At 71.6% G+C, this 12,446-nt stretch carries 11 protein-coding genes and 2 pseudogenes; 11 read left to right on the top strand and 2 right to left on the bottom strand.

Annotated elements, in window-relative coordinates; translation table 11 throughout:
• The 11 genes and pseudogenes from acnA to Q9S36_RS41775 all read left to right on the top strand — a co-directional run.
• Window positions 1-413 (top strand): annotated as a pseudogene (gene acnA / locus Q9S36_RS41825) (aconitate hydratase); the annotation flags it as partial.
• A gap of 5 nt (window positions 414-418) precedes the next feature.
• Window positions 419-991, top strand: a complete 573-nt coding sequence (locus tag Q9S36_RS41820) for a hypothetical protein (protein WP_311290667.1) — start codon at window positions 419-421, stop codon at window positions 989-991.
• Between the two features lie 199 nt (window positions 992-1,190).
• Window positions 1,191-1,880, top strand: coding sequence for a DUF3105 domain-containing protein (locus Q9S36_RS41815; RefSeq protein WP_311290666.1), 690 nt, complete (start codon window positions 1,191-1,193; stop codon window positions 1,878-1,880).
• 28 nt (window positions 1,881-1,908) lie between these two features.
• Window positions 1,909-2,208, top strand: a complete 300-nt coding sequence (locus Q9S36_RS41810) for a thiamine-binding protein (RefSeq protein WP_311290665.1) — start codon at window positions 1,909-1,911, stop codon at window positions 2,206-2,208.
• Between the two features lie 29 nt (window positions 2,209-2,237).
• On the top strand, window positions 2,238-2,642 hold the full coding sequence (locus Q9S36_RS41805) for a YjbQ family protein (protein ID WP_311290664.1): 405 nt from the start codon (window positions 2,238-2,240) through the stop codon (window positions 2,640-2,642).
• 18 nt (window positions 2,643-2,660) lie between these two features.
• Window positions 2,661-3,242 (top strand): annotated as a pseudogene (locus Q9S36_RS41800) (GNAT family N-acetyltransferase); the annotation flags it as partial.
• Window positions 3,243-3,279: 37 nt separating this feature from the next.
• Window positions 3,280-3,696 (top strand): hypothetical protein, encoded by a 417-nt coding sequence (locus tag Q9S36_RS41795; protein WP_311290663.1) that lies wholly within the window; start codon window positions 3,280-3,282, stop codon window positions 3,694-3,696.
• 20 nt (window positions 3,697-3,716) lie between these two features.
• Window positions 3,717-4,598, top strand: coding sequence for an NUDIX hydrolase (locus Q9S36_RS41790; protein ID WP_311290662.1), 882 nt, complete (start codon window positions 3,717-3,719; stop codon window positions 4,596-4,598).
• A complete protein-coding gene (locus Q9S36_RS41785; protein ID WP_311290661.1) occupies window positions 4,595-5,518 on the top strand; it encodes an SMP-30/gluconolactonase/LRE family protein in 924 nt (307 codons plus the stop codon). Before Q9S36_RS41790 ends, Q9S36_RS41785 begins: the two co-directional genes overlap by 4 nt.
• A gap of 16 nt (window positions 5,519-5,534) precedes the next feature.
• The gene (dxs, locus tag Q9S36_RS41780) at window positions 5,535-7,439 is read left to right on the top strand and encodes a 1-deoxy-D-xylulose-5-phosphate synthase (protein ID WP_311290660.1); all 1,905 of its coding nucleotides are present in this window, start codon (window positions 5,535-5,537) and stop codon (window positions 7,437-7,439) included.
• 57 nt (window positions 7,440-7,496) lie between these two features.
• Entirely contained in the window at window positions 7,497-9,014 is a 1,518-nt protein-coding gene (locus Q9S36_RS41775) for an amino acid permease (protein WP_311290659.1), read from the top strand.
• A 99-nt stretch (window positions 9,015-9,113) separates the two neighbouring features.
• Here Q9S36_RS41775 and Q9S36_RS41770 read toward each other — a convergent pair whose 3' ends face one another.
• Window positions 9,114-11,186, bottom strand: coding sequence for a 3-hydroxyacyl-CoA dehydrogenase NAD-binding domain-containing protein (locus Q9S36_RS41770; RefSeq protein WP_311290658.1), 2,073 nt, complete (start codon window positions 11,184-11,186; stop codon window positions 9,114-9,116).
• Window positions 11,183-12,400 (bottom strand): thiolase family protein, encoded by a 1,218-nt coding sequence (locus Q9S36_RS41765; RefSeq protein ID WP_311290657.1) that lies wholly within the window; start codon window positions 12,398-12,400, stop codon window positions 11,183-11,185. Before Q9S36_RS41765 ends, Q9S36_RS41770 begins: the two co-directional genes overlap by 4 nt.
• Window positions 12,401-12,446: the final 46 nt, after the last annotated feature.

Genomic DNA, 12,446 nt, shown 5'->3' with positions numbered 1-12,446 from the left:
TCGTCCTGGCCGGCAAGGAGTACGGCTCCGGGTCCTCGCGTGACTGGGCCGCCAAGGGCACCGCGCTGCTCGGCGTGAAGGCCGTGATCGCCGAGTCCTACGAGCGCATCCACCGCTCGAACCTCATCGGCATGGGCGTCATCCCGCTGCAGTTCCCCGAGGGCAAGACCGCCGACGACCTGGGCCTCACCGGCGCCGAAATCATCAGCATCTCCGGCATCACCGAGCTCAACGACGGCACCACGCCCCGCACGGTGACGGTCAAGGTCGAGCCCGCACCCGGCACCGACCAGGCCCACGGCGAGGCCAGCGAGTTCGAGGCCACCGTCCGCATCGACACCCCGGGCGAGGCGAACTACTACCGCAACGGCGGCATCATGCAGTACGTCCTGCGGAACCTGCTGCGGGGCTGACCTCGGTGAGGGACTTCCTCGACCGCGCGGAGGCGGCCGTCGGTGACGACGGCCGCCTCCCGCTCGGGTCCATGCCGGCGTGGGACGTCTTCCCCTTCGAGCGCGAGGGGCTGCGGGCGCGCCCGCTGACGGAGTACGCCGACCCCGAGCCGGACCGCCGCAAGGAGCAGGACGACTGCCGCACCTGCCGGGCGCTCCAGCTCGACACGCAGGTGCTGCACACCGGGGACCGGCTCGCCGTGATCCGCCCGGGCGCGACCAGCCTGCCGTTCGTGGCCAACGTCGTGACCCGCGAGCATGTCCTGCTCGACGACCTCGACGACGACGGGCACGTCGAGCTGGGTCGCCTGGTCGCGCGCACGTACGCCGCCGTGCAGGCGCTCGACGGCGTGGGCAGCGTGCACATCACCAAGTGGGAGAACGGCAGCGGCCACTTCTCGATGAACGTGATGGCGCGACCGCGTGGCGTCCTCCAGCTGCGCGGGTCCAACCTCCCGGTCTGGGCCGACATGCTGCCGAACATCCCCCAGGACGAGTACGACGAGCGCGCCGCGGCCGTGCGCGCGGCGCTGGTCTGAGAACAGTCCGCTCCGTCTCGAAGACCCCTATCTAGGGACGTTCCGGTAGGTCGGAGGGCCGGTTCGCCTACCAGACCGTCCCTAGATGACCCGGGCGAGAGTTCGGACCGGCCCCTCCGGATCGCCCGCCCCCGGCGTGTGGACGTGTCGCGCTACTCGCCGACGGGAGCGACGTGGAGGCCGCCGGTAGCCTGTCGCGGTGACCGACGCCGAGCCCTCGATCGACCACGCGCTGGGGGAGGGGACGTACGACGGGACGCCCCTCGACCCTGCAGCGACCGGGACGACGGTCGTCGAGGAGCAGCGCTCGAGCCGCCTGCCCCTCGTCCTGGCGAGCGTCGGCGCAGTCCTGGTCCTGGCCGCCGCGCTGGTCGCGCCGCTGGTCGACCGGGTGCTGCGCGGCGACGAGGAGGCGGAGCGCGCGCTCGACCTGAGCCTGGTCGAGACGTGGGAGATCACGGACCGCACCCACACCACAGGAGACGTCGCATACCCCCAGACCCCGCCCGCGGGCGGACCCCACGCCCCGGTCTGGCTGGCGTGCGGTGTCTACGACGAGCCCGTGCGCGACGAGAACGCCGTCCACGACCTCGAGCACGGCACCGTGTGGATCACCCACGACCCGGACCTCTCCGCCGACGACGTCGAGCGGCTCGCGGCCGACCTGCCCGACAACGGCATCATGTCGCCGCGCGAGGGACTGCCGTCCGAGGTCGTGGTGACCGTGTGGGGCGCACAGCTCCAGCTCGACGGCGCCGACGACGGGCGCCTGGCGCTGTTCCTCGAGGAGTACGGCGACGGGCACACGGCCCCGGAGTTCGGCGTCACCTGCCAGGGCGGCACGCCGGACCCGCAGGGCGGCCTGCCCGAGCAGGGTGCCAACGCCTGAGCGCGGACCACCTCGCTAGCGTGGTGCCATGCTCGTCGCCTTCTCGATCTCACCCGTCGCCCAGGACCCCAGCGGGTCGGTCACCGAGGCCGTCGCCGCCGCCGTGCGCGTCGTCCGCGAGTCCGGCCTGCCGCACGAGACCAATGCGATGTTCACCAACATCGAGGGGGAGTGGGACGAGGTGATGGCCGTGGTCAAGCGCGCCGTCGACGTCGTCGCCGAGGTCTCCCCGCGCGTCGGTCTGGTGCTCAAGGCCGACATCCGCCCCGGGTACGACGGCCAGCTGACCGCGAAGGTCGAGCGCATCGAGCAGGCGCTGCAGGACTGAGCCGTCCGCGACGGCGCTAGCGTGGCCGCATGCACAGCGAGACGAGGACGTACCGCACGGGCGGCGAGGAGGTCGTGCTCGACCTGACGCAGGACGCGGCGGCGTTCGTGGCCGATCGCGGCGACGGGCTGCTGCACGTCTTCGTGCCCCACGCGACGGCCGGGCTGGCGATCATCGAGACCGGCGCCGGCTCGGACGACGACCTGCTCGCCGCCCTCGCCGACCTGCTGCCCGCCGACGACCGGTGGCGGCACCGCCACGGGTCGCCCGGGCACGGGAGGTCCCACGTGATGCCGGCCGTCGTGCCACCCCACTGCACGGTGCCGGTCCTCGGCGGGAGGCTGGCGCTCGGCACCTGGCAGAGCATCTGCCTGGTGGACCTCAACGTCGACAACGACCGGCGCGAGGTGCGCTGGTCCTTCCTGGAGGGCTGAGCCGTCGAGGTCCGTCCCGCCTCTCCGTCCGACGAGCCGGGCATCGACGCCGTCGTCCGCGCGGCGTTCGACGCCGACGCGCCGGGCGAGGGCGGCAAGGTCGCGGCGCTGTGGGCCGAGGTGCGCGACCTCGGTCACGTCCTCGCCGAGCTCGTCGCGGTCGACGGCCCCGAGGTCCTCGGTCACGTCGGGATCAGCCACTGCTGGCTCGATGCACGCCGGGAGCTGGTCGACGTGGCGGTGCTGAGCCCGCTCAGCACCGCACCTGCCCGTCAGGGCGAGGGCATCGGCACGACCCTCGTGGCGGCGGCGATGGAGGCCGCGCGCGGCACGGGCCGTCCGGCGCTCTTCCTCGAGGGCAGCCCGGTGTTCTACGGCTCGCGCGGGTTCACCCGGGCGAGCACGCTGGGGCTGGAGCCGGCGTCGCGTCGCACTCCCGAGGCGGCCTTCCAGGTGGTCACCTTCGGCTGCTACGAGGACTGGATGACCGGCCGCGTCGTCTATCCCGATGTCTGGTGGCGCCACGACGCGGCCGGGCTGCGCGACCCGGACCTGGCCTTCCTGGAGGACCTGTTCGCCGGGCAGCACCCGCCGGACTGAGCTCACGCGTCGAACAGGTGTTCGATAGACTGTCGCGGTGTTCCCGACACCGCAGCCCCGGCCGCGACCGACGCCACCGCAAGGACATCCCGGCGTCGCGCCGCCGGGGTGGCCCCGGCAGGTGCGCCCGCCCGACGCGCCGGACTGGGAGACCACCGCGGCCAGCTGGCTGCTCGACCTGTGTCCGCCCGACTACCGGCGCTTCGCCGGGCTTCGCCGCCACGTCGTCGTGCTCGCGCGCTTCGCGGTGCTGCACGTCGAGGCGCAGCAGCTGGCCACGCGTCGTGGGCTGAGCGAGATCCGCGGCGACCTCAAGGACGTCGCGAGCCGGGCGGTGGTCGAGGCGGCCGTGCAGACCTTCCAGCTCGAGGACGCCCGCCTGCTCGCCGTACGCCGTGAGGTGGGCCTGGTCGAGGAGGCCCTGCGGGGGCGTCGCTACCGGGTCCGGATGTGAGGGCTGGCTAGGGTCGCACGGTGCCTCCTGCCGATCACGTCCGCACCGACTTCGTCTGCCTGACCCTCGTCGACCCGCGCGGGTGGTTCCTCATGCAGGAGCGTGACGAGCACGCTCCCGTGTGGCCCGACGCGTGGTGCTTCCCCGGCGGTGGGATCGAGCCGGGCGAGACCGCACGCGAGGGCGCCGTGCGCGAGCTCGAGGAGGAGACCGGCATCCGCGTGGCGCCTGACGACCTGACCGACCTCGGTGAGCTGGAGGTCGACTCCACGCACGGCCGGTTCCGCTACCACGTCTTCGCCGCGCCCACCGAGCTCGGCGACGCTGACGTCGACTGCCGCGAGGGCCGTCGGATCGTCTTCGTCGACCCGGCCACGATCGAGGCCCTTCCCGTCGTCCGCTCCACGGAGGTGGCGCTGTCGGCGGTGCGGGACTGGGCAGCCGACCACACCCCCGTGCCGCCCGACGACGCACGCGGCTTCGCCGGGGTGATCCTGGTCGACCGGCGCGGCTGGATCCTGATGCAGGAGCGCGACGAGCACGCCCGGATCGACCCCGACTGCTGGGGCCTGTCGGGCGGGCACCTCGAGGATGGCGAGGATCCGGCGGTGGGCGCGCTCCGCGAGCTCGAGGAGGAGACGGGCGTCAACGTCGAACCGGCCGACCTGCGCGAGGTCGGCGCGTTCGCCAACGACCACCGCGAGTCCTACGGCACCTGGGACCGGATGTGGGTCTACGCCGCCGCGTGCGAGCTGAGCGACGCCGACATCGACTGCCGGGAGGGCCGCCGGATCGTGTTCGTCGACCCCGAGGTGGCTCGCGGCCTGCCCCTGACCAAGGGAGCCGAGGCGATCGTCCCGGCCTTCCTCCGCAGCGAGGTCTACGCCAGCATGGCGCCATGAGCCATCCCTCGTTCACCGTGCACCCCGTCCCGTCGATGGGCGCCGAGGACGTCGTCGTCTCGCCCGAGGGCGTCGTCCACACCGGCACCGAGGACGGCGCGATCTGGGCGCTCGACCCCGCCACCGGCAACGCCCGCCGGGTCGCCGACACCGGCGGGCGCCCGCTCGGCATCGAGCTGCTCCCCGACGGCGACCTGCTCGTGTGCGACGCCGAGCGGGGCCTGCTGCAGGTCTCGCCGGTGACCGGCGACGTGGAGCTGCTCCTCGACCGCGTGGACGGCGTGCCGATGCGGTTCTGCAACAACGCGGCCGTCGCCGGCGACGGCACGATCTGGTTCAGTGACTCCTCGCTGCACCACGGCGTCGCTGCGTGGAAGGACGACTTCGTCCAGGACACCCGCACCGGCCGGCTGCTCCGGCGCGACTCCGACGGCACGGTCACCGTCGCGCTCGACGGGCTGGCCTTCGCCAACGGGGTGGCCCTCGCCGCCGACGAGTCCTACGTCGCGGTCGCCGAGTGCCGTGGCCGCACCGTCGTACGTCTCTGGCTGACGGGCCCGCGGGCGGGGGAGCGCGACCACCTGGTCACCGACCTGCCGGGCTACCCCGACAACATCAGCCGCGGGAGCGACGGGCTCATCTGGGTCACCGTCGCCAGCCCGGTGGACCCGCTGGTGGAGCGGCTCGGGTCCGCCCCGATGGTGCTCCGGCGGGCGGTGACGAGGATCCCGGAGGCGCTGCAGCCCAAGCCGAAGCGCACGATCCGCGTCCAGGCCTACGACGACGCCGGCCGCCTCGTGCACGACCTCGACATCGACCACCCCGGCTACCACATGGTCACCGGTGTGCGTGAGCACGACGGCCGGGTGTGGATGGGGAGCCTCCACGAACCGGCGGTGGCTGTCCTCGACCGGGCATGAAATAGACTCATCCGCCATGGGACACCTCGACTCGATCGCGTCGCCGCGCGACCTCCGCGGGCTCTCGGCCGAGCAGCTGGACGAGCTGGCCGCGGAGATCCGCGACCTGATGATCCGCACCGTCGCGACGAACTCTGGTCACCTCGGCCCGAACCTCGGCGTGGTCGAGCTGACGCTGGCGATCCACCGGGTGTTCGACTCCCCGCACGACCGCGTGGTCTTCGACACCGGGCACCAGTCCTACGTCCACAAGCTGGTCACCGGCCGCCACGGCGACTTCGGCACCCTGCGCAAGGAGGGTGGCGTCAGCGGCTACCCGAGCCAGGCCGAGTCCGACCACGACATCGTCGAGAACTCCCACGCCTCCACGTCCCTGTCCTACGCCGACGGCCTCGCCAAGGCCTACGCGATCCGCGGCGAGGACCGGCACGTCGTCGCCGTCATCGGTGACGGCGCGCTGACCGGCGGCATGGCCTGGGAGGCGCTCAACAACATCGCGATCGCCAAGGACAGCCGGCTGGTCATCGTGGTCAACGACAACGAGCGCTCCTACACGCCGACCATCGGCGGGCTCGCGACCGCGCTGACGTCGCTGCGCACCAACCCGCGCTACGAGCAGGTCCTCGACCTGGTCAAGAAGCGCCTCAACGCCGTCCCCGGCGTCGGTCACGCCGCCTACGACGCGCTCCACGCGGTCAAGAAGGGCATGAAGGACGCCCTGGCCCCGCAGGGCCTCTTCGAGGACCTCGGCCTGAAGTACGTCGGTCCGGTGGACGGCCATGACCGGGCGGCGATGGAGCAGGCGCTCGCCAGCGCGAAGCGGTTCAACGGCCCCGTCATCGTCCACGCGATCACCCGCAAGGGCCAGGGCTACGACCCGGCCCTGCGCCACGAGGCCGACCAGTTCCACGCCCCCGGCCCCTTCGACGTCCAGACCGGCGCCGAGAAGCCCAAGGGCAAGATCTGGACCGACCACTTCTCCGAGGCGATCGTCGAGCTCGGCGAGCAGCGCGAGGACCTCGTCGCCATCACCGCCGCGATGATGCACCCGGTCGGCCTGGACGTCTTCGCCGAGAAGTTCCCCGAGCGCACCTTCGACGTCGGCATCGCCGAGCAGCACGCCGCCACGTCGGCCGCCGGGCTGGCCATGGGCGGCATGCACCCGGTGTTCGCCGTCTACGCGACGTTCCTCAACCGTGCCTTCGACCAGGTCCTGATGGACGTCGCGCTCCACAGGTGCGGCGTCACCTTCGTGCTCGACCGCTCCGGCGTCACCGGTGACGACGGGGCCAGCCACAACGGGATGTGGGACATGTCGATCCTGCAGGTCGTGCCCGGCCTGCGCCTGGCCGCGCCCCGCGACGTGCCCCGCCTGCGCGAGCTGCTCGGCGAGGCGGTCGACGTCGACGACGCCCCCACCGTCGTGCGCTTCCCCAAGGGCCCGCCGCCCGAGGACGTGCCGGCGATCGAGCGCCACGGTGGGGTGGACATCCTCGTCAGCGAGGGATCGCCCGACGTGCTCATCGTCGCCGTCGGCTCGATGGCGTCGACCGCTGTCGACGTGGCCACCCGGCTGACGGCGCAGGGGATCGGCGTGACGGTGGTCGACCCCCGGTGGGTCAAGCCGGTCGACCCGGCCCTCATCGAGCTCGCTGCGCAGCACCGCCTGGTGGTCAGCGTCGAGGACAACGGCCGCGTCGGTGGCTGCGGGGCGACGCTGCTGCAGACGCTCAACGACGCCGGCGTGCACACGCCGTTCCGCCTCCACGGCATCCCGCAGGAGTTCCTCGACCACGCCAAGCGTGACGCGATCCTCAGCCGCATCGGCCTCGACGCGCAGACGATCGCCCGCGGCATCGTCGAGGACGTCACCGCGCTCGACGAGGGCGTGGCACCGGTGCAGGTGGACCACTCCGCCTGACCATCCGTCACGAAGGGTGACTCGACGGTAACGACTGGCGAGTCCTAGGTTGCTGGGATGAGCCTCTTCCGCACCAAGTCCGTCGAGCAGTCGATCGCCGAGACGGAGGAGCCCGAGCACCGGCTGAAGAAGAACCTCGGCGCCCTCGACCTGACCATCTTCGGCGTCGGCGTGATCATCGGCGCGGGCATCTTCGTCTACACCGGGCTGGTCGCAGCGACGAACGCCGGACCGGCGATCTCGCTGTCGTTCCTCATCGCCGGCCTGGCGTGCGCGCTCGCGGCGCTCTGCTACGCCGAGTTCGCCTCGACGGTGCCGGTCGCCGGCAGCGCCTACACGTTCAGCTACGCGACGTTCGGCGAGCTCATCGCGTGGGTCATCGGGTGGGACCTCGTGCTGGAGTTCACGGTCGGTGCCTCTGCGCTGGCTGCCGGGTTCTCCGGCTACCTCCAGAACGTCCTCGAGGGCACCCCGCTGGAGGTGCCCGCGTCCCTCGCGTCGGCCGGGGACGGGTACGTCAACCTGCCGGCGGTGATCATCTCGCTCCTCGTGGCGGCCGTGCTGATCGGCGGCATCAAGCTCTCCAGCCGGATCAACCAGGTCATCGTCGCCATCAAGCTCGCGGTGGTCGCGCTGGTGATCGTGATGGGCATCGGCTACATCAACACGGCCAACTACTCGCCGTTCATCCCCGAGAGCCAGCCGACCAGCGGCGCCGACGGCGGCTTCTGGAAGTCGCCCCTGATCACGTCGCTCTTCGGCCTGGAGCCGGCGGTGTTCGGGATCGGGGGCGTCATCGCGGGCGCCGCGATCGTGTTCTTCGCCTTCATCGGCTTCGACGTCGTCGCCACCACCGCGGAGGAGACCCACAACCCCCAGCGCGACGTGCCCATCGGCATCCTGGGCTCGCTGGCGATCGTCACCGTGCTCTACATCGCCGTCTGCCTCGTCATCACGGGCATGCAGTCCTACGAGGACATCGACCCCGACGACGCCGCACCCCTGGCCACGGCGTTCGACAAGGCGGGCGTGGAGTGGATCGGCAACGTCATCTCCATCGGCGCGACGATCGGGCTCACCGTCGTCGTGCTGATCCTGGTGATGGGCCAGACCCGCGTGGCCTTCGCGATGGCGCGCGACGGGCTGCTGCCGACGTGGCTGGCGCGGGTGCACCCCACGTGCGGCACGCCCTACCGCATCACCGCCATCACCGGCGTCGGCGTCGCCCTGCTCTCCGGCTTCGTCGACTTCGCCACGCTCGGCGACCTCGTGAGCATCGGCACGCTCTTCGCCTTCGTCCTCGTCAGCGTCGGCGTGCTCGTGCTGCGGCGCACGCGTCCCGACCTGCCGCGCGCCTTCCGCACGCCGGCGGTCGGCGTGATCGCCACGCTGTCGGTGCTGCTGTGCTTCTACCTGATGCTCAACCTCATCGGCGAGACCTGGGTCCGCTTCCTGATCTGGATGGCGATCGGGCTGGCTGTCTACTTCCTCTACGGCCGCTCGCACAGCCGGCTCGGTCGCGGGGAGTACGACAAGCACACCCGCCCGGCAGACAGCACCCAGGTGGTCGAGTAGCCGCGCGAGGAACGAGCGCGGCGTATCGAGACCCCTCTCGGAGAAGGTCTCGATACGCCGCTTGCTGCGCTCGCGAGCTGCTCGACCACCTGTGGTGTGTCAGTGGAAGCGCTTGCCGGTCGCCTTCTCCGAGATGCCCTTCACGTCCAGCATGAAGGTCAGGCCGCCGTTCCAGAACGAGAACCCCGCACCGGTGATCATGGCGAGGTCGATGTCCTGGGGGGCCGCGACCACGCCCTCGTCGAGCATCAGGCGCGCCTCCTCGGCGAGGCCGGAGAGGGTCTTCTCGCGCACCTCCTCGGCGGTGAGGACGACCGGGTCGGCCGGCTTCTCGAGCAGCGCCTCGACCTCGGGGTCGAGCGCCCCGTCGGGGCCGTAGTAGGCACCCTTCCTCGCCGCCACGATCCGCTCCAGGGCGGGGGAGACGTAGAAGCGGTCGGGGAACGCGGCCTTCAGCGTCTCGTTGTTGTGCAGCGCGATCGCGGGACCGACGAGGGACAGCAGCACGAACGGCGGCATCGGGGCGATGCCGGCGAACGCGCCGTCGGCGACCTCGACCGGGGTGCCCTCGTCGACGATGCGGCCGACCTCGCTCATGAAGCGGCCCAGGAGCCGGTTCACGATGAAGGACGGGCTGTCCTTGACCAGGATCGTGGTCTTCTTCAGGGCCTTGCCGGTCGCGAACGCCGTCGCCAGCGTCGCGTCGTCGGTGGCCTCACCCTTGACGATCTCCAGCAGCGGCATGACCGCCACCGGGTTGAAGAAGTGGAAGCCGACGACCCGCTCGGGGTGCTCGAGGTCGGCTGCCATCTCGGTGATCGACAGCGAGGACGTGTTGGTGGCCAGCACGCACTCGGGCGAGACGACCTTCTCCACGTCGGCGAAGACGGTCTTCTTGACCGACATCTCCTCGAAGACGGCCTCGATGACGAAGTCGGCGTCGCCGAAGGCGACCTGCTTGTCGGTCGCTCCGGAGACCAGCGCCTTGTGGCGGTTCGCCTTGTCCTGGTTGATCCGACCCTTGGCGAGGAGCTTGTCGATCTCGGCGTGGACGTAGGCGACGCCCTTGTCGGCCCGCTCCTGGTCGAGGTCGGTCAGCACGACGGGCACCTCGAGCCGTCGTACGAAGAGCAGCGCGAGCTGGCTGGCCATCAGGCCGGCACCGACAATGCCGACCTTGGTGACGGGGCGCGCCAGCGACTTGTCCGGCGCACCGGCGGGCCGCTTGGCACGCTTCTGCACCAGGTCGAAGGAGTACAGCGAGGCAAGCAGCTCCGCCGTCTGCGACATCGCCTCGAGGGCGTCGTCCTCGGCGGCGAAGCCGGCGTCGCGGTCGGTGTCACGGGCCGCGGCGATGAGCTCCACGGCCTTCTTCGCGGCCGGCGAGGCACCGCCGGTCTTGCTCGCGACAATGCCCTCGGCGCGGGCGATCGCGGCGTCCCAGGCCTCGCCCCGGTCCACCTCGGGACGCTCCACGGTGACCTCGCCCCGCAGGACCGAGGCCGCCCAGAGGAGCGACTGCTCGAGGAAGTCGGCACCGTTGAAGACCGCGTCGGCCAGCCCGACGTCGTACGCCGCCTGCCCGCCGAGAGTCTTGCCCTGGTTGAGCGGGTTCTCGATGATCAGCGTCACCGCCTTGTCGGCACCCACGAGGTTGGGCACCAGCCAGGCGCCGCCCCAGCCGGGCACCAGGCCGAGCATGACCTCGGGAAGCCCGAGGGCCGGCGCGGAGTCCATCACGGTGCGGTAGGTGCAGTGCAGGGCGACCTCGAGGCCGCCGCCGAGCGCGAGGCCGTTGATGAAGCCGAACGACGGCTTGCCGCCGTCCTGCAGCTTGCGGAAGACCGCGTGGCCGAGCTCGGCCACGGTGCGCACGGCGTCGGGGCCGCCGCCCTGGATCGAGGTCAGGTCGGCGCCCGCGGCGAGGATGAACGGCTTGCCGGTCACCGCAATCGCGTCGACCGACTCGTCGGCCAGCGCAGCGTCGATCGCGGAGTTCAGCGCGAGCAGCGAGGCCGGGCCGAACGTGTTCGGCTTGGTGTGGTCCTCGCCGTTGTCGAGGGTGATCAGGCCGAAGGTCGCGCCGGGCAGGGTGACCTTGCGCAGGTGGGCCTGCGTCACGCGCTCGGCGTCGGAGACGATCGCCTGCGCGCGCTCGAAGATGGTGCTCACTTGGTGTCTCCCTCGTCCGAGGCGGCGCCGTTCCAGTGGGGGTTCTCCCAGATCACGGTGCCGCCCATGCCGATGCCGATGCACATGGTGGTGAGGCCGTAGCGGACCTCGGGACGCTCCTCGAACTGGCGCGCCAGCTGGTTCATCAGGCGCACGCCGGAGGAGGCCAGCGGGTGGCCCATCGCGATCGCGCCGCCGTAGGGGTTCACGCGCGGGTCGTCGTCGGCGATGCCGTAGTGCTCGAGGAACGCGAGCACCTGCACCGCGAACGCCTCGTTGACCTCGAAGGCGTCGATGTCGTCGATGGTCAGGCCGGCGAGGCGCAGGGCCTTCTCGGTGGCCGGGATCGGACCGGCGCCCATCACCTCGGGCTCGACGCCGACGAAGGCGTAGGTCACCAGGCGCATCTTGACCGGCAGGCCGAGCTCGCGCGCGGTCTCCTCGTCCGCGAGGAGCGCCGCGGTGGCGCCGTCGTTGATGCCCGCGGCGTTGCCGGCGGTGACGTTGCCGTGCGAGCGGAACGGCGTCTTGAGGCCGGCCAGCGACTCCAGCGTGGTCTCGGGGCGCATCGGCTCGTCGAGGGTCGCCAGGCCCCAGCCGGCGTCGGCGGAGCGGGTCGCGACGGGCACGAGGTCGGGCTGGATCTTGCCGGCGTCGTAGGCGGCCTTGGTCTTCTGCTGGCTGCGGACGGCGTACTCGTCCACGCGCTGCTTGGTGATCGTGGGGTAGCGGTCGTGGAGGTTCTCGGCCGTCTTGCCCATCACGAGCGCGTCGGGGTTGACGATCCGCTCGGAGAGGATGCGGGGGTTGGGGTCCACACCCTCGCCCATCGGGTGGCGGCCCATGTGCTCGACGCCGCCGGCGATGGCGACGTCGTAGGCGCCGAAGGCGATGCCGGACGCGGTGTTGGTGACCGCGGTCATGGCGCCCGCGCACATGCGGTCGATGGAGTAGCCCGGGACGCTCTGCGGCAGCCCGGAGAGGAGGGCGGCGGTGCGGCCGATGGTCAGGCCCTGGTCGCCGATCTGGGTGGTGGCGGCGACCGCGACCTCGTCCACCCGCTCGGGCGGCAGGGACGGGTTGCGGCGCATCAGCTCGCGGATGCACTTGATGACGAGGTCGTCGGCGCGCGTCTCGGCGTACTGGCCCTTGGCCTTACCGAACGGGGTGCGCACGCCGTCGACGAAGACGACCTCACGCTGTGGACGGGGCACGGATGTCTCCCAAGGATGAGAACAGCAGGACGGCGACACGTTACCC

Source organism: Microbacterium sp. ARD31, from assembly GCF_031844425.1.
This window is presented reverse-complemented; position numbering and strand designations above follow the sequence as displayed.

Bases quoted from the DNA above. Each gene is read 5' to 3' on its own strand.
- Q9S36_RS41810 (WP_311290665.1), top strand. From the start codon at position 1,909: ATGCTCGTCGCCTTCTCGATCTCACCCGTCGCCCAGGACCCCAGCGGG.
- Q9S36_RS41805 (WP_311290664.1), top strand. From the start codon at position 2,238: ATGCACAGCGAGACGAGGACGTACCGCACGGGCGGCGAGGAGGTCGTG.
- Q9S36_RS41785 (WP_311290661.1), top strand. From the start codon at position 4,595: ATGAGCCATCCCTCGTTCACCGTGCACCCCGTCCCGTCGATGGGCGCC.
- dxs (WP_311290660.1), top strand. From the start codon at position 5,535: ATGGGACACCTCGACTCGATCGCGTCGCCGCGCGACCTCCGCGGGCTC.
- Q9S36_RS41775 (WP_311290659.1), top strand. From the start codon at position 7,497: ATGAGCCTCTTCCGCACCAAGTCCGTCGAGCAGTCGATCGCCGAGACG.